The sequence below is a fragment of the Luteimonas sp. A611 genome (assembly GCF_054072715.1).
This window is the reverse complement of the sequence record NZ_JBSVRP010000001.1, coordinates 488,294-503,319: the sequence shown is the minus strand read 5'-3', so window position 1 is coordinate 503,319 and position 15,026 is coordinate 488,294. Positions and strand designations below refer to the sequence as shown.

General features: G+C 66.5%; 17 protein-coding genes. 10 read left to right on the top strand and 7 right to left on the bottom strand.

Annotated features, from left to right (window positions below):
• Positions 1 to 4: 4 nt before the first annotated feature.
• On the top strand, positions 5 to 271 hold the full coding sequence (sctS, locus tag ACW5EG_RS02180; RefSeq protein ID WP_457017070.1) for a type III secretion system export apparatus subunit SctS: 267 nt from the start codon (positions 5 to 7) through the stop codon (positions 269 to 271).
• Entirely contained in the window at positions 271 to 1,059 is a 789-nt protein-coding gene (sctT, locus tag ACW5EG_RS02175; RefSeq protein WP_457017068.1) for a type III secretion system export apparatus subunit SctT, read from the top strand. The genes sctS and sctT overlap by 1 nt, the downstream gene beginning before the upstream one ends.
• 25 nt (positions 1,060 to 1,084) lie before the next feature.
• Here the strand turns inward: sctT and mdoH are convergent, their stop codons facing one another.
• The 3 genes from mdoH to ACW5EG_RS02160 all read right to left on the bottom strand — a co-directional run bounded on the left by mdoH (position 1,085) and on the right by ACW5EG_RS02160 (position 6,613).
• Complete coding sequence (gene mdoH, locus ACW5EG_RS02170; protein ID WP_457020738.1) at positions 1,085 to 2,962, bottom strand: glucans biosynthesis glucosyltransferase MdoH; 1,878 nt, start codon at positions 2,960 to 2,962, stop codon at positions 1,085 to 1,087.
• Entirely contained in the window at positions 2,959 to 4,497 is a 1,539-nt protein-coding gene (locus tag ACW5EG_RS02165) for a glucan biosynthesis protein (protein WP_457020737.1), read from the bottom strand. Before ACW5EG_RS02165 ends, mdoH begins: the two co-directional genes overlap by 4 nt.
• A gap of 85 nt (positions 4,498 to 4,582) precedes the next feature.
• Positions 4,583 to 6,613: a M3 family metallopeptidase gene (locus ACW5EG_RS02160; protein ID WP_457020736.1), complete on the bottom strand. Its 2,031-nt coding sequence runs from the start codon at positions 6,611 to 6,613 to the stop codon at positions 4,583 to 4,585.
• Between the two features lie 371 nt (positions 6,614 to 6,984).
• On the opposite strand from ACW5EG_RS02160, the gene ACW5EG_RS02155 reads away from it, so the two are divergent.
• The 6 genes from ACW5EG_RS02155 to ACW5EG_RS02130 all read left to right on the top strand — a co-directional run bounded on the left by ACW5EG_RS02155 (position 6,985) and on the right by ACW5EG_RS02130 (position 10,836).
• The gene (locus ACW5EG_RS02155; protein ID WP_457020735.1) at positions 6,985 to 7,746 is read left to right on the top strand and encodes a DUF72 domain-containing protein; all 762 of its coding nucleotides are present in this window, start codon (positions 6,985 to 6,987) and stop codon (positions 7,744 to 7,746) included.
• A complete protein-coding gene (locus ACW5EG_RS02150) occupies positions 7,739 to 8,467 on the top strand; it encodes a DNA-formamidopyrimidine glycosylase family protein (RefSeq protein WP_457017060.1) in 729 nt (242 codons plus the stop codon). Before ACW5EG_RS02155 ends, ACW5EG_RS02150 begins: the two co-directional genes overlap by 8 nt.
• 132 nt (positions 8,468 to 8,599) lie before the next feature.
• Positions 8,600 to 9,451 carry a succinate dehydrogenase iron-sulfur subunit gene (locus ACW5EG_RS02145; RefSeq protein WP_457020734.1) on the top strand — a complete coding sequence of 284 codons (852 nt, stop codon included), beginning with the start codon at positions 8,600 to 8,602 and terminating at the stop codon, positions 9,449 to 9,451.
• Positions 9,451 to 9,876 carry a succinate dehydrogenase, cytochrome b556 subunit gene (gene sdhC / locus ACW5EG_RS02140; RefSeq protein ID WP_457020733.1) on the top strand — a complete coding sequence of 142 codons (426 nt, stop codon included), beginning with the start codon at positions 9,451 to 9,453 and terminating at the stop codon, positions 9,874 to 9,876. Before ACW5EG_RS02145 ends, sdhC begins: the two co-directional genes overlap by 1 nt.
• Positions 9,877 to 9,880: 4 nt before the next feature.
• Positions 9,881 to 10,276, top strand: coding sequence for a succinate dehydrogenase, hydrophobic membrane anchor protein (sdhD, locus tag ACW5EG_RS02135; RefSeq protein WP_457017056.1), 396 nt, complete (start codon positions 9,881 to 9,883; stop codon positions 10,274 to 10,276).
• Positions 10,277 to 10,392: 116 nt separating this feature from the next.
• Positions 10,393 to 10,836 carry a CBS domain-containing protein gene (locus ACW5EG_RS02130; protein WP_457017054.1) on the top strand — a complete coding sequence of 148 codons (444 nt, stop codon included), beginning with the start codon at positions 10,393 to 10,395 and terminating at the stop codon, positions 10,834 to 10,836.
• 340 nt (positions 10,837 to 11,176) lie between these two features.
• Here the strand turns inward: ACW5EG_RS02130 and ACW5EG_RS02125 are convergent, their stop codons facing one another.
• From ACW5EG_RS02125 to ACW5EG_RS02110, 4 genes are all read right to left on the bottom strand, one after another.
• Positions 11,177 to 11,359 carry a hypothetical protein gene (locus ACW5EG_RS02125; protein WP_457020732.1) on the bottom strand — a complete coding sequence of 61 codons (183 nt, stop codon included), beginning with the start codon at positions 11,357 to 11,359 and terminating at the stop codon, positions 11,177 to 11,179.
• A gap of 15 nt (positions 11,360 to 11,374) precedes the next feature.
• Positions 11,375 to 11,713: an SH3 domain-containing protein gene (locus ACW5EG_RS02120; protein ID WP_457020731.1), complete on the bottom strand. Its 339-nt coding sequence runs from the start codon at positions 11,711 to 11,713 to the stop codon at positions 11,375 to 11,377.
• Between the two features lie 350 nt (positions 11,714 to 12,063).
• Positions 12,064 to 12,357 carry an addiction module antidote protein gene (locus tag ACW5EG_RS02115; RefSeq protein ID WP_457020730.1) on the bottom strand — a complete coding sequence of 98 codons (294 nt, stop codon included), beginning with the start codon at positions 12,355 to 12,357 and terminating at the stop codon, positions 12,064 to 12,066.
• A gap of 8 nt (positions 12,358 to 12,365) precedes the next feature.
• Positions 12,366 to 12,659 carry a type II toxin-antitoxin system RelE/ParE family toxin gene (locus ACW5EG_RS02110; protein WP_457020729.1) on the bottom strand — a complete coding sequence of 98 codons (294 nt, stop codon included), beginning with the start codon at positions 12,657 to 12,659 and terminating at the stop codon, positions 12,366 to 12,368.
• Between the two features lie 273 nt (positions 12,660 to 12,932).
• On the opposite strand from ACW5EG_RS02110, the gene ACW5EG_RS02105 reads away from it, so the two are divergent.
• Entirely contained in the window at positions 12,933 to 13,484 is a 552-nt protein-coding gene (locus ACW5EG_RS02105) for a hypothetical protein (protein ID WP_457020728.1), read from the top strand.
• A 1,080-nt stretch (positions 13,485 to 14,564) separates the two neighbouring features.
• Complete coding sequence (locus tag ACW5EG_RS02100) at positions 14,565 to 15,020, top strand: hypothetical protein (RefSeq protein WP_457020727.1); 456 nt, start codon at positions 14,565 to 14,567, stop codon at positions 15,018 to 15,020.
• Positions 15,021 to 15,026: the final 6 nt, after the last annotated feature.

Below are 15,026 nucleotides of genomic sequence, written 5' to 3'. Positions count from 1 at the left end.
GACGATGAGTGAAACACTCGAGCTGACCAGGCAAGCGTTGTGGCTGGTGCTGATGCTGTCGGGCCCGCCGATCGCGGCGGCCGCCATCGTGGGCCTGGTGGTCGCCTTCCTGCAGGCGGCGACGCAGATCCAGGAGCAGACCTTCGCCTATGCGCTGAAGTTCGTGGCCATCGTGCTGGCGCTGTTTGTCACCGGCGCGATGATCGGCGGCACGCTGTACACCTACTCGAACCGGATCTTCACCGAGTTCCCGCACCTGACCCGGCGCTGATGGAAGTCTTCGCCTCGGCCGAAACCGCGGTGCTGGCGCTGGGGCTGACCCTGCCGCGCATCATCGGCGCGTTCATCATGCTGCCGCTGATCAGCCCGCAGAACATGCCGGCGATGGTGCGCAACAGCTTCCTGGTCAGCCTGGCGATCGTGGCCCTGCCGATCGTGGTGGCGACCGCGCCGACCGGCACGATGAGCACGCTGTCGTGGCCGGCGCTGGTGGTCAAGGAGCTGTTCATCGGCATCGCCATCGGCTTCTGCTTCGGCATCGTGTTCTGGGCGATCTCGGCGGCCGGCAACGTCATCGACACCCAGGTCGGGATGAGCATGGCGATGGTGTTCGATCCGATCCAGGGGCACCAGACTTCGCTGCACGCCGACTTCCTGTCGCAGTTCTCGGCCTGGGTGTTCATGGCCAGCGGCGCGTTCCTGATCTTCCTGGACCTGCTGCTGGGCAGCTACGCGATCTGGCCGCCGACCTCGTTCTACCCCGACCTCGCGGCCTCGGGCATGAACCTGTTCGTCGGCCACTTCGGCTACTTCATGACCACCATGCTGGTGCTGGCCGCGCCGGTGATGGTGATCCTGCTGATCGTCGACCTGTCGTTCGGCCTGGTGAACCGCTACGCGCCGCAGCTCAACGTGTTCGCGCTGACCCTGCCGCTCAAGGCATGGGCGGCGACCGGCATCATCCTGCTGCTGCTGGGGGTCTACATCGAGATCCTGGTGCAGCGCCTGCACGACAGCCAGGGGCTGTTGCTGCTGCTGCGCAGGGCATTTGGCGGCTGAGGCGATGCGCCGGGCCGCGCTGGGCTCAGCGCTCGCGCCGCAGCGCCTCGGCGCGCTGCAGGATCGCCGGCGGCGCAGCTTCCTCGGGAGTCGCGAAGATGCGCAGGCGCCGCAGCCGGTCGCCAAGGCTTCTGGACGAGGTCAGCGCCACCACCGGGATCGAAAGCAGCATGCCGGCGATGACCGGCACCATCCACGCCGCCAGCCCGGGCGATACCAGCCACGCGACCACGGCCGCGCCGGCGCCGAACACGGTCAGCCCGCCGTAGCGTGCGAGCAGCCCCGACAGCGGCAGGCTGCCATCGTCCCGGCGCTGCGCGTCCCAGCCCGAGTCCTTGCCGGCCAACACCTCGGCCACGCCGCGCGACTGCAGGTACATCGTCACCGGCGCCATCAGCGCGGCAAGCACCGTCTCCAGCAGCGCGCCCGCCGCCAGCCGCAGGCCGCCGCCAAAGGCGCGGCGCGAGGTGCCATCCAGCAGCGCCGCGACCAGGGCCAGCAGCTTGGGCCCGAACAACAGGGCCATGGTCAGGCCGAACACCCACAGGAAGCGCTCGGGATCGGCGCCCTGCCAATAGGCCAGCGGCGCATAGCCTCCCTCGATGCCCGCCTGCAGCGGGATCGACAGGCCGACCAGCATCAGCATCGCCCACATCGGCGCGGTGAAGTAGTGGCCGATGCCCATCATCAGGTGCAGCCGGCTGACCGGATGCAGGCCGCGCGCGGGCAGCACCAGCGAGTGCTGCAGGTTGCCCTGGCACCAGCGGCGGTCGCGCACCAGCATGTCGGTCAGCGACGGCGGGCCTTCCTCGTAGCTGCCGCCCAGGCCCGGCTCCATGTGCAGCGCCCAGCCGCCGCGGCGCATCAGCGCGGCCTCGACGAAGTCGTGGCTGAGCACGTTGCCACCGAACGGCTCGCGTCCCTCCAGCGCGGGCAGGCCGGCGCAGGCGGCGAAGGCGCGCGTGCGGATCATCGCGTTGTGGCCCCAGTAGTTGCTCTCCGCGCCGTGCCACCAGGCCACGCCATGCGCGATCACCGGCCCGTACACGCGTCCGGAAAACTGCTGCATGCGCGCGAAGATGGTGCTGCCGTTGACCACCAGCGGCAGGGTCTGGACCAGGGCCACGTCCGGATTGCGCTCCATCGCCGCGGCCAGGCGCACGATGGTGGCGCCTTCCATCAGGCTGTCGGCGTCGAGGATCAGCATGCTCGCGAAGGCGCCGCCGAAACGGCGCACCCAGCCTGCGATGTTGCCGGCCTTGCGCTCGGCGTTGTCGTCGCGGCGGCGGTAATAGATCCCGACCTCGTTGGCGAAGCGTTCGCGCAGGCGCAGGAAGGCCCGCTCCTCGTCAGCGGCGACCTCGGGCCGGCGCGTATCGCTGAGGATGAATACATCGAAGCAGGCGCCCTGCCCCGTGGCGACCACCGACTCCAGGATCGCCTGCACGCCGGCAAAGGTGCGGTGCGGATCCTCGTTGTAGACCGGCACCAGCAGCGCAGTGCGCGTCGACAGCCACGGCAGCGGCCCATCGCTCGACAATCCCAGCCGCAGTGGCTGGTCGCGCAGCACGCGCACGAAGCCGGGCACCGCGCTGGCGAAGGACAGCGCGATCCAGGCGAACAGCGGCACGAACAGCGCCAGCAGCACGCCCTCGAGCACCGAGATCCCGTTGCCGCGCAGCAGCCACCACATCTGGTAGGCCGCCACCAGGCTCAGCAGTGCGGTACCGCCAAATACCGCCGTGCGCCGCAGCGCCATGCGCGGCGGCGAGCTGGGCGGCTTCGAGCCCGCCAGGCGGCCACGGCGCAGGTCCTGCACCGGCATCTCCAGCGGCGCCTCGGGCGGCAGCCAAGGCGTGGCACCGACCGGCGCGTCGACCGGCAGGGCTGCGGACGAGCTCATGCCGGCCACCGCGACAGCCAGGTCTCGGACAGCGGCGTGCCGTCGGCATCAAGCAGCCGCGCGCGCAGTTCGATTACCTCAGCCGTCCCCGGCAGCAGTTCGAAACTCATGCGCCAGCGGCCGTTGGCCGCGAGGCGATAGGCAACCGGATTGCGCAGCTCGCCGGCCGACGCATGCGCCTCGACCCTGGGCGCGGCATCGGCCGGCAGGCTGGACAGGCGCCCGCCGTCGAGGTCGATCACGAACATTCGCGGCGGCACGCCAGCATCGGCATCGCCCTGCCCGCTGCGCGTCTCGACCACGCGCGCCAGCTGCGGCAGCCAGGCGTGGTCTGCGCACCAGTGCAGCCGATAGGCGAAGCGATGCTCGCGGCCGGCGGCGAGCGGCGCGCGCGGGCGCCAGAAGGCGACGATGTTGTCGGCGAACTCGTTGCCCGTGGGCAACTCGACCAGGTGCACCTCGCCCGGCCCCCACTCGCCCAGCGGCTCGACCCAGGCGCTGGGCCGCTTCTCGTAGCTGGCCTCGGCGTCCTGGTAGGCATCGAAACTGCGCTTGCGCTGCATCAGCCCGAACCCGCGCGGATTGTCATCGGCAAACCCGCTGTGCGCGACCTGCGGGGGATTGCGCAGCGGCCGCCAGATCTGCTCGCCCGCGCCGTTGAGGATCGCCAGGCCGTCGGAATCGTGCACCGCGGGCCGGAAGTCGTCGACGCCCACGCGATCACCGGCGTCGAACTCGAACATGGCGGTCAGCGGTGCGATCCCGGCATTGCGCAGCTCGACGCGCGGATACAGGCGCGCGTCGACCTCCATCGTGGTCTGCGTGCCCTCGGGCCGGATGGTGAAGCGGTAGGCGCCGGCCACGCTGGGGCTGTCGAGCAGCGCATGCACGACCACGGCGTCGGCATCGGTCGCGGGACGTTCCAGCCAGAACTCGCGGAACAGCGGGAACTCCTCGGGCCCGGGGTCGCCGCTGCCCAGCGCCAGCCCGCGCGCCGACAGCCCGTACACCAGCCCCTGCGCCACGGCGCGGAAGTAGCTGGCGCCCAGGAACACGCACAGTTCGTCGAAATGGTCGGGGCGGTTGAGCGGCGCATGCAGGCGGAAGCCGGCGTGGCCCAGCGCCGCATCCTCCGGCGGCGGCACCTGCGGACCGAAGTCGTACAGCTCGCGCCGGTACGGCAGGGGCGTCGCGCGCCCGTCCGCGACCAGATGCATTTCGACGCGGTCCTTGAACAGGAAGCCGCGGTGGAACAGCTGCACCTGGAAGGGCAGCCCCTCGTCGCGCCACAGCGCGCGTTCGGGACGGAAGCGGTAGTCGCGGTACTGGTCGTAGGCGATGGCGTCGAGCTGGGCCGGAAGCGCACGCACGGGCGGCACGAAGGCGCGCGAGGCCAACTCGCGCGCCAGTGTCGCTACGGTGTCACGATCGAAGGGCGCCGAGGCAGCAGGCGTCGCTGCCAGCGCCTGGCGCAGGGGCAGGCACAGCAGCAGCGGCAGCGACGTGGCGGCCGCAATCAGTTGACGGCGATGCAAGGGCAGCCCTTGGGCGAGGATGGCGGAACCGCTTCATTAAACGGGCGCCGGCTTAACGCAACGTCAACGACGCGCGGGCGCCAGGTCAGCCGGTCATGCCCGAATGCCTGAGCAGGGCCTCGATGCGTGGCGCACGGCCACGGAAGGCGCGGAAGTTGTCTGCCGCGCTGCGGCTGCCGCCGCGGGCCAGCACCTCGTGGCGGAAACGTGCGCCGGTCGCGGCCACCGCGGCGGGCGCCTCCTCGAAGGCGGCATAGGCATCGGCGCTCAGCACCTCGGCCCACTTGTAGCTGTAGTAGCCGGCCGCATAGCCACCGGCGAAGATGTGGCTGAACTGGTGCTGGAACCGGTTCCAGACAGGCGGACTGTTGACCGCGACCTCGCCCCGCACGCGATCGAGCAGCGCCTGCACCGGCTCGCGGGCCGGATCGAAGCGGTCGTGCAGCAGCATGTCGAACAGTGCGAACTCCAGCTGGCGCACGGTGGCCATGCCGCTCTGGAAGTTCTTCGCGGCCAGCATCCTGTCAAACAGCGCGCGCGGCAGCGGCTCGCCGCTGTCCACGTGTGCGGTCATCGCTTCGACCCGCGGCCATTCCCAGCAGAAGTTCTCCATGAACTGGCTGGGCAGCTCCACCGCGTCCCACTCCACTCCGTTGATGCCGGCCACGCCCAGCTCGCCCACCCGCGTGAGCAGCTGATGCAGGCAGTGGCCCATCTCGTGGAACAGGGTGGTGACGTCGGAATGGCTGAAGGTCGCAGGCTTGCCGTCGATACCGCGTCCGAAGTTGCAGACCAGGTACACGATCGGCGTCTGCGTGGCGTCGGCACGCTCGCGACGGTTGCGGCAGTCGTCCATCCACGCGCCGCCGCGCTTGCCCTCGCGCGCATACAGGTCGAGGTAGAACTGGCCGACCAGGGCGCCCTCGTCGTCGACCAGGCGATGGAAGCCCACGTCCTGGTGCCAGACCGGCGCCGTGTCGGACTCGACGCGCAACCCGTAGAGGTCGTGGATCAGGCCGAACAGGCCGGCCAGCACCTTCGGCTCGGTGAAGTACTGCTTCACTTCCTGGGCCGAGTAGCTGTAGCGCGCCTGCCGGAGCCTGTCGCTGGCGAAGGCCAGGTCCCAGGCCTCGAGGGCGTCGATGCCCAGCTGTTCGCGCGCGAAGGTTTCAAGCTCGGTCCGGTCCTGCTGCGCATGCGGCTTCGCGCGCGCGGCGAGGTCGCGCAGGAAGCCCAGCACTTCGTCCGGCGTGTCGGCCATCTTGGTCGTGAGCGAGTAGGTGGCGTAGCTGTCGAAGCCGACCAGCGCGGCCAGCTCCGCGCGCAGGGCGAGGATGCGATCGATCAGCGCGCCGTTGTCGAGCGTCGGATCGTCGCCCAGCTCGGAGGCACGCACCGCGTTGGCGCGATACAGCGCGGCGCGCAGTTCGCGATCCTCGGCGTAGGCCTGCACCGGCAGGTACACGGGCATCTGCAGGCCGAGCTTCCAGCCGGGCCTGCCGTCGTTCTCCGCCGCATCGCGGCAGGCGGCGAGCACGTCGGCGGGCAGGCCGGCAAGCCGCGCCTCGTCCTCGACGTACAGGGCGAAGGCATCGGTGGCGTCGAGCACGTTCTGCGAGAAACGCGCCTGCAGTGCGGCGAGCTCCTCGCGGATTTCGCCAAAGCGCGCCTTCTGCGCCTGCGGCAGCTCCGCGCCGCCGAGACGGAAATCGCGCAGCGCGTTTTCCACTACCTTGCGCCGCGGCTGGCTCCAGTCCGCGAAGCCGGGCGCTTGGCCCAGCTGCCGGTACTGCGCGAACAGCGCCTCGTTCTGCCCCAGCGCACTCCAGAAGCGGGTGACCGCCGGCAGCGTCTCGTTGTAGGCCGCGCGCAGTTCGGGCGTGTTGACCACCGCCTCCAGGTGGGTGACCTGGTTCCAGGCGCGCCCCAGGCGTTCGGTGGCATCGTCCAGCGCAACGGCGAAGGCCTCCCAGGTCACCGGCGAGACGGCTTCGGCCAGGCGGACCGCGGCTTCGGCTTCCGACAGCAGCTGTCCGATCGCCTCGGCGACATGTCTTGGGCGGATGTCCGCAAAACGCGGCAGACCAGAGAAATCGAGCAGCGGATTGGAGGACATGGCGTGCACGGGTTGGAGGGGGCGGACAGGATGCCACGGCGGCCGAAACCCGCCGTGGAACACACCGTGCCCGCTCAGCCGTGCTTTTGTAGAGGTGGGCCGGGCAGCACCTCACGTCCTCTCTCCCGCCTCACGAGGCATTGATCGAGGCTACGTCAGCCTCCCGGCTTCATTGACGCGCGAGGCGGAACCGGTGCCCCTGGCAGAACGTACCCCGTCGGATCTCCAGGCGCCGCCACGTGGCCTGGCACGCAGTGGCGGCATCGCCCACAGCGCAGCATCCCGCTGCGCCCGCCCACCGCTGTCATTTCGACCGCAGGGAGAAATCGTCCCCACCGCCGCCCCGTTCCCACGCCGAGGCCGCTGACGCGATGGCCACTCCACGCATCCGCACCGGCTGCGCCGGCTGGTCGATCGGCACGCCCCAGCGCGGCCTGTTCGGCGATGGCGCGAGCATGCTCGCGCGCTATGCCACGCGCTTCGACATCGCCGAGGTCAACTCGTCTTTCTACCGGCCGCACCGGCGCGATACCTGGCAACGCTGGGCGGACAGCGTGCCGGCAAGCTTCCGCTTCTCGGCCAAGATGCCGCGCACCATCTCGCACGAGCTCGTGCTGCGCGGCGCGGGGCCGGCGCTGGACCAGTTTCTCTCCGAAGTCGATGGCCTGGGCAGGAAGCTCGGCGGCCTGCTGCTGCAGCTACCGCCCAGCCTCGTCTTCGATGCGCGCAGCGCCTCGTCGTTCTTCCGCATGCTGCGCCGGCGAACCGATCTGCCGGTGGCCTGTGAGCCGCGGCACGCCAGCTGGTTCGACGCGCGCGCCGATGCGCTGCTGCAGCAGCACGCGATCTCGCGCGTGGCAGCCGACCCGGCGCGCCTGCCGGAAGCCGCACTTCCCGGCGGGGCAGCCGCAGGCTGGACCTACTGGCGCTGGCATGGCGCGCCGCGCATGTACTACAGCCGCTACGACGACGCGGCGCTGGCTGCGTTGGCGGCACAGGTCGCGTCCTGCAAACGGGTACCCACCTGGGTGATCTTCGACAACACCGCGCACGGCCACGCCGCCACCGACGCCCTGCGCTTCCAGACCATTGCCGGTGCCACGCGGTGCGCCCGCGGGAGCACACATGCCTGAAGGCCCGTCCATCGTCATTCTCAGGGAAGAGGCCGCCCATTTCCGCCGCAAGACCGTGCGCCACGTAGAGGGCAACAGCAAACTCGACCTCCAGCGCATGCAGGGGCGGCGCGTGGTGTCCGTGCGCAGCTGGGGCAAGCATTTCCTGCTGGAGTTCAGCAGCTTCAGCCTGCGCGTGCACATGCTGATGTTTGGCACCTACCGCATCGACGACCCCAAGCCCAGGCCCGTGCGCCTGTCGCTGCAGTTCGACAACGGCACGCTGTACTTCTATTCGTCCTCGCTCAAGTACATCGAGGGGCCGCTGGACGACACCTACGACTGGCGCGGCGACGTGATGTCCCCCGAATGGAGCCCGCCGCTGGCGCGCAGGAAGCTCAAGGCGCAGCCCGAAGTGCTGGTCTGCGACGCGCTGCTCGACCAGGACGTGTTCGCCGGCGTCGGCAACATCATCAAGAACGAAGTGCTGTTTCGCATCCGCGTACATCCCGAGACACGCGTCGGCGACCTGCCGCCGCGCAAGCTCGGCCAGATGATCGCGCAGGCGCGCGAATACAGCTTCGATTTCCTCGAATGGAAAAAGCAGTACGTGCTGCGCAAGCACTGGCTGGTCCACCGCAAGCGCGACTGCTCCGAATGCGGCAGTCGCCTCGAGCTCGCGCACCTCGGTACTCGCCAGCGGCGGACCTTCTGGTGCAACCACTGCCAGGTCCGCTACTGAGGGGAACCGGTCCGGTGCTGCCGGCAGCATTCTGTTCGCGCCCGGCAGCCGTCTGGCAATGCCGGCCGTTGCGCGGGGACCGCGCAAACCCGGTTCACGCGCACCGAACCTGGCTGGTTCTAGAGTGGACCGATGATCATCAGATCGTCGGAAGAGTTGCCGCGTACGACGCTGCTCAAGCGCTTCCCCGTACCCCGGGACCTCGGCGTCCCCGCGGCGTCGCGCATCGGTCCCGGCAAGACATGGCCGGCGCCACCAGGTGCGGTGCGGATCAAGTCATTCCAGGTGTATCGATACGATCCGGACGCCGGCGACGGGCTCGCCTCGACCCCACGGCTGGACACCTTCGAGGTCGACCTCGACGACTGCGGCCCGATGGCGCTGGATGCGCTGCTCTGGATCAAGAACAAGGTCGACTCGACGTTGACCCTGCGCCGTTCCTGCCGCGAGGGCGTCTGCGGCTCATGTGCAATGACGATGGACGGCACCAACTGGCTTGCCTGCACGCGCTTCATCTCCGACCTGGCCGCTTCACCCACGATCTACCCACTGGCCAGCTTTCCGGTCATCAAGGACCTGGTATCGGATACCACGCACGCTTTCGCGCAGTACGCGGTCGTCCAGCCCTGGCTCAAGACGCGGACCGCGCCGCCAGTGCGCGAACGCCTGCAGTCGCAGGAGCAGCGCGCCGAACTCGACGGCTACTACGAATGCATCCTGTGCTTCTGCTGCACCTCGGGCTGTCCGAGCCACTGGTGGAATGGCGACCGTTTCCTGGGCCCGGCCGTGTTGCTTCAGGCGTGGCGCTGGCTTGCCGACAGCCGCGACGACGCCCGCGACGAGCGTCTTGACGAACTCGAGGATCCGTTCCGACTGTATCGCTGCCACACCATCCTCAACTGCACCCGGACCTGCCCGAAACAGCTGAACCCCGGCAAGGCAATTGCCGAGATCAAGAAAGTGATGATGGAGCGGCACGGCTGATGGACGACAAAAGCCAGGGCGCCGCGACCAGGCCCGGGCAACACCGGCCTCGGCCGAGGTCGCCCAACATGCAGATCTATCGGCCGCAGCTGACGTCGGTGCTGTCCGTGGTCAACAGGATTACCGGGGTCATCCTCAGCGCCGGCGCGGTGGTGCTGGTGGTCTGGCTGGTTGCGGCTGCAAGCGGGCCGCAAGCCTATGCCGTGATCCAGGACGCCATCGACTCATGGGTCGGCCAAGTGATGCTGCTTGTATGCACCTTCGCGTTCTTTTTGCACCTGTGCGGCGGCATCCGCCATCTGGTCTGGGACACTGTGCACGGCTTCGAGCTGCACGCGATCTATGCATCCGGGTGGTGGGTCGTGGCGGCGAGCCTGGTGCTCACGGCCCTGGCATGGGGTGGCAGTGCATGGCTCGGGTCATAGCGCCATGACGCGCCATCCGCCCCGCAATACGCGTTCGCCGCTGGCACACGCCATTGGCCTCGGTTCGACCCGGTCAGGCGTTGCCCATTGGTGGGCGTTGCGCGTGTCCGCCATTGCGCTGGTTCCGCTGACATTGTGGTTTGCCGCCGCGCTCATCCTGCACACCGGAAGCAGTCATTCCGAGTTCGTAGCCTGGCTGCGATTGCCCCTCAACACGATCGCAATGGTGTTGCTCCTGGTTGCGGCGTTCCACCACACGGCGCTTGGCGTGCAGGTAGTGATCGAAGACTACATGCACTCCACCGCCAGGTTCGCTGCCCTCTTGCTGCTGCGCCTGGGCTGCATCGCTCTGGCGCTGGCGGGGATCCTGGCCACGCTTGGCATCGCGTTCAACGGATAGGCCGGACCCCACCACCAATCATGAAACCGGAGGAAGCCACATGACATTCCAGCTTGATTCGGCAGCACTAGTCATGCCACTCGTCCCACGACGGCCACACCGTCCTGGAAGTCGCCATGTTCGTTAACGGCGTACTTGTCGCCGCGCGCACGCGCCTGGTCACGCTGGCCGACAGCGCTGCACTCCTCGAAGCCGCGAAATTGCTGGGCGAGCCGGACACGGACCTGGTCGTGGTCTGCGGGCCCGATGGCTTGTTGGCAGGCGTGGTCACCAGCTCGAACGTGGTCGAGCAGATGGGACGTTGCCAGGGCTGCGGATGCACCACGGCGGCTGCGCTGGTGATGACGCGCGACGTGGTGGTGTGCCATCTGGGCGATCCGCTGGATGAAGTGTGGTCCAGGATGAAAGCTCGCGGCTTGAAGAACCTGCCGGTTCTTGATGAAGCCCGGCGACCGTTGGGCGTGCTCAACGCACGCGACGTGCTGCAGGCGCTGCTGCTGGAGGTCGAGAACGAGGAGTCGCTGCTCCGCGATTACGTGATGAACACCGGATACCGCTGACAGTCGCCAGCTGATGCCCGGCGCGGACTCGGCCGGATCAGTAGATGGCCCACCAGCAACCGCAGTGATGCCCTAAGTCATTGATGTTTCGAGTTTGAAGGCCGCTTGTTCGGCCGGGCGACTCACAATCTGACTCACTTCCGTTGGGGGTTGGCGTCGCTGAGGGCCCGGCCGTCCGGCAAGAACCGTTCTCCGCACTCCGTCACGGAAGGGCGGGCGGCAGGAGTGCAGAGTGCTATCGCCAGCAGCGCACGGACGCGACGCGACCACACCAGCGGAGCTCCTCCCCAAGCCCGTGCGTGCGCCCAGGAATGGGCGCGGCTGGCCCCTCCTGTTGGATTCACCACCACCAATACTTGCGCGCGAGCTTGTCGAACTCTGCCTGCTCGTCGCTCGAAAGGCGTCTGCCACTGAACCGGCGCTTGTTCTTCAACTGTTGAAACCGGTCGAGGTCGCCACTGTTGGAGAGGCTCGCTGCAACGATGGCGAGCAGAAAGACGACTCCGATGACAAACGCAGCCATGCTTCCCTCCTGACCTTAACGGTACCTCTTGTTGCCGCCGCTGGTGATGCAGTAACGGCCGCCTCGTGGACCGAAGCAGTTTGACGAACCCGAGCAAGGACAACTACCCCTATCGCCCAAGGGCACAGTGCGCGCCGTACGGACGGGGGTTGAGACAGCTCGATGCCAACAGTTTGCAGAAGAGCACGTATAGCGTTCAGAGACCCAACCTGAGCGCGACGGACCCGCGGAGACCTTCATCCAGCCGGATTGTCTGTCTTCAATCGTGACCTGCGTGCCTCGCGTCAACCGCCCCAAAACCGGCCCGTTTGGAGACTCGCGGAAATTCAGCGCGTCCGCGTCTACGTACGCCATGTCCGGTTGAGACAGTGCCGATCCGGCATGCGACAACTCTGCCGACTGTGCATAGTTTGCCGATGGAGGTTCGTAGCGCTTTGAATCGCTGGGCTCCCCCGTGCAATGACCAACGAGCCACGCGAAGGCGACCAGCATTATGACGGCGCCGACGGATCCGCCCCGGGTGGTGCCAGATCTCCTGCCCACGCCCTTCCCCGGCTTGGTGGTGCAGCGAAATTAGACCTAGGTGCCGCTACTGGTCAAATGCAGGCCCTACCGCTTGGCGCTATCCAACCTAGCGATGCTCCAATTTGGAACAATATGAAAAGCCCCGCGCAAGGCGGGGCTTATGGGCAGTGCCTCGACAGTCACGCAGCCTCGGCAGCTTCGGGCACAACTGCCAACCTCATTCCCATTGTATGGAGAACGCGATCGACGGTCCTCAGCTCGGGATTCCCTTCACTAGAGAAGGCCTTATAGGCGCTCGTCCTTCCCACACCTGCATCCGCGGCAACCTTGCCCATTCCAACCGCCTTCATCGCAAACCCAAGTGCCTCCAAAAACAGCTCTTGGCCACCCTCTTCCATACATGCATCAAGGTAAGCGGCAATCATCTCCGGACTGTCGAGGTGGCGCACAATGTCAAATTCTGCAGTTGTCATAAATCACCTCATTCACAGACAGTTTGGGCCCGTTCCTTGGCCAGAGCGATATCGCTCTGTTGCGTCGACTTGTCACCGCCTCCAAGCAGAACAGTGAGCTCTTCGCCCTTAACCACAAAGTAGAGTCGGTAGCCAGGCCCATGGTGGATTCTTGACTCCGAAACACCAGAACCTACCGGTTCACAGTCTCCGAAGTTTCCACGCCGCATGTTAGTGATGCGTGCCAAAACTCTGGCTTTCCCTGCCACGGGCAATCCTTCCACCCAAGTGTCGAACTCCGTTGTCGAAACGACCCTTGGCATGGGTGTATCCTATAAGAGACACTGGCGAATGTCAACTCCTTTACAGCGGCCGGATGAACGCCCGTCGCCCCTCTACAGCGGTCCAAGCCTCCGCAGGGACGAGGGGCAACTGGCCACTTTGTTTCTGAACGGTCAGCTTTTGGTCAACCGACCTGCTGGAGCCCGCTTCATTCCTAGGATCACCGGGGGTGCACTGCCCCCGATAGAGCGTGTCCTTTCCTCGTCGGGCCTAGATCGGGGTAGATTGAAGCTCCTTCGGCACGGGGCTGATTCATGCGCGCCATCCTCGCGACGCCGCAGTTTCCGCCCGTCAGGCCAGAAAGCGTAGCCGACCGAGCACCCAGCCCCCGCCTTACCTTGGAAGGACTTGTCTCCTCCTGCGTCCGAGACGCGAGCGGCGACCCTGTGGCGGCTGCCCTGCTGCTGGAAGATCGGATCAGGGGCCATACGAGCATGCTGGCTGCGCTCGTCCAGCCGTATCTGGCCGACGCGTGCTGGAAGGCAGTGAAGAAGCGCCTAGAGCTGGCGCGCGGCCTGACAGATGAGCCGGCGGTCCAAACCATCCCTGATACATCGGCGCGCCTGCATGCGCTGGCGGACTCCCTGCTCGATTTCCGTTTGCCCAGTGGGACGTTACTTAGGGACGCCTTCCGGCACGACGTGGAGGCTGCCGCGAACTGGTATCTAAGCAGGGCGCGCGCGCTGCAGCGAAGAGGGAAATGGCTCGAGGCGATTGCCCCCTTGGTGCCGCGTGCCAAGGTTGTCGGGCACATTCTGGACGACCGCGATCTAAGAGCGCTCTTGGATCGAGCGACGGCTGACTAAGGGCTCAGGTTCTCTGCTAGATTCGGCCGCGCGGGCCCGGCCAGCGCGAGGGTGCCAATTCGGCCAATCACTCCCTTTCGGACTCGCACCCCTCCTATGGTGAGGTTGGCCACTCGTCCCCTGCCCTACAAAGGCCACCAGCCTCGTGCCAACCTCGCCACCACATTCCGTGCCCATTGATGAAAAGCTGGTGGGCCAGCGGCGCGCCATATGCATGCGCATCCAAGAGCGCCACCGGCAAAGACAGGATCTACAAAACGCGGAAGTACGCCTGACACTGCAAGTGAAATCCATCTGCCGACGATTCACCAACGGCGACAAGGATCAGGCTCGCTCGCTTTATGCCTCAATCGGGAGGGATGGCATGCATCCGCTCGCTTGGAAATTCCATGCGTCGGCCGCGCCACTCCTTCTCGCACGCGAGGCTTTGACTACGGCACGCAAGCGCCTCGAACGCGAGATGGACTTGGACGTTCGCATGTTGCCCATATGGCCGAGAGTCGCCGCTACCAGAGGCCTAGGGGCTCAGGGGTTGGCGTCCATCATTGGGGAGACTGGCGACCTCAGCAACTACAGTTCGCACAGCAAGCTGTGGAAGCGACTCGGTCTCGCAGTCATCAATGGCGAACGCCAGCGGCGTGTGCAAGGGGCGGCTGCGATAGCACACGGATTCAGTCCATCGCGCCGGGCAATAGTTTGGCAGGTTGGCAGCTCGCTCTTCCGTGCGCAGTCTGAGCGCCGAGACCGGCACACGGGTGCGGTGCTGCGTCAGGCGGGGTCTTATCGGCTTGGCTACGACGCGCGCAAGGCCTACGAACTGACGCGGGTCGCGACAGCAGCGCACGCTCACAACCGCGCTGCGAGGTACATGGAGAAGAGGCTGATCAGGAACATCTGGTTGGCGTGGAACCACGCCGATCGCGCAGCCGAAACAGGAAGTAGCCGGGCGGACTGTCTGCCGGCGAGCTAGGAGGGAGCATGGGGATTAGGGGCGCGTGGGGTGTAACGAGGGACGTTGACGGTACGCTGTCGATCTTGTGGGAGTGGCCGTGGTACTGGAGATATCCAGCAGGGCTGGCGATGATCGCGGGCACTGCTTGGGTTGTGCTAGCACTCGAATGGCAGCAGCCAAACTGGGTGGTATTCGGGTTCGTCGGCATCGGAGCGCTGTTCGCGCTCTCCGTAATGTATGAGCTTGGTTGCCTAGTCGTAGTGGTCGCCGTCTTTGGCGGCATATGGATTGCGACAAACGCCTTGTTCCCCGATTTCAAGCTGTCGTTGCCTCTGCAAGTTGGACTCGTAGCTGCTTTCGCGTACTACGCCTGGTATACGGGGTCCAAGGCTCAGGAAATGGCACGTCAATGTGATCGTTCGATCAATGGAATCAGGCAGGCAATCGTTGAATTGGCCGACTCAATGGATGCAAAAGCGGAGTTCAGTAGGGACGATATGCGCGATCTTTCCTTGCGGGTTAAGCGTTTGGAGCGGCTCGCAGAAGATCCATTCGCGGAGTTCGGAGATAGCACCGCCCCCTAACAAGAA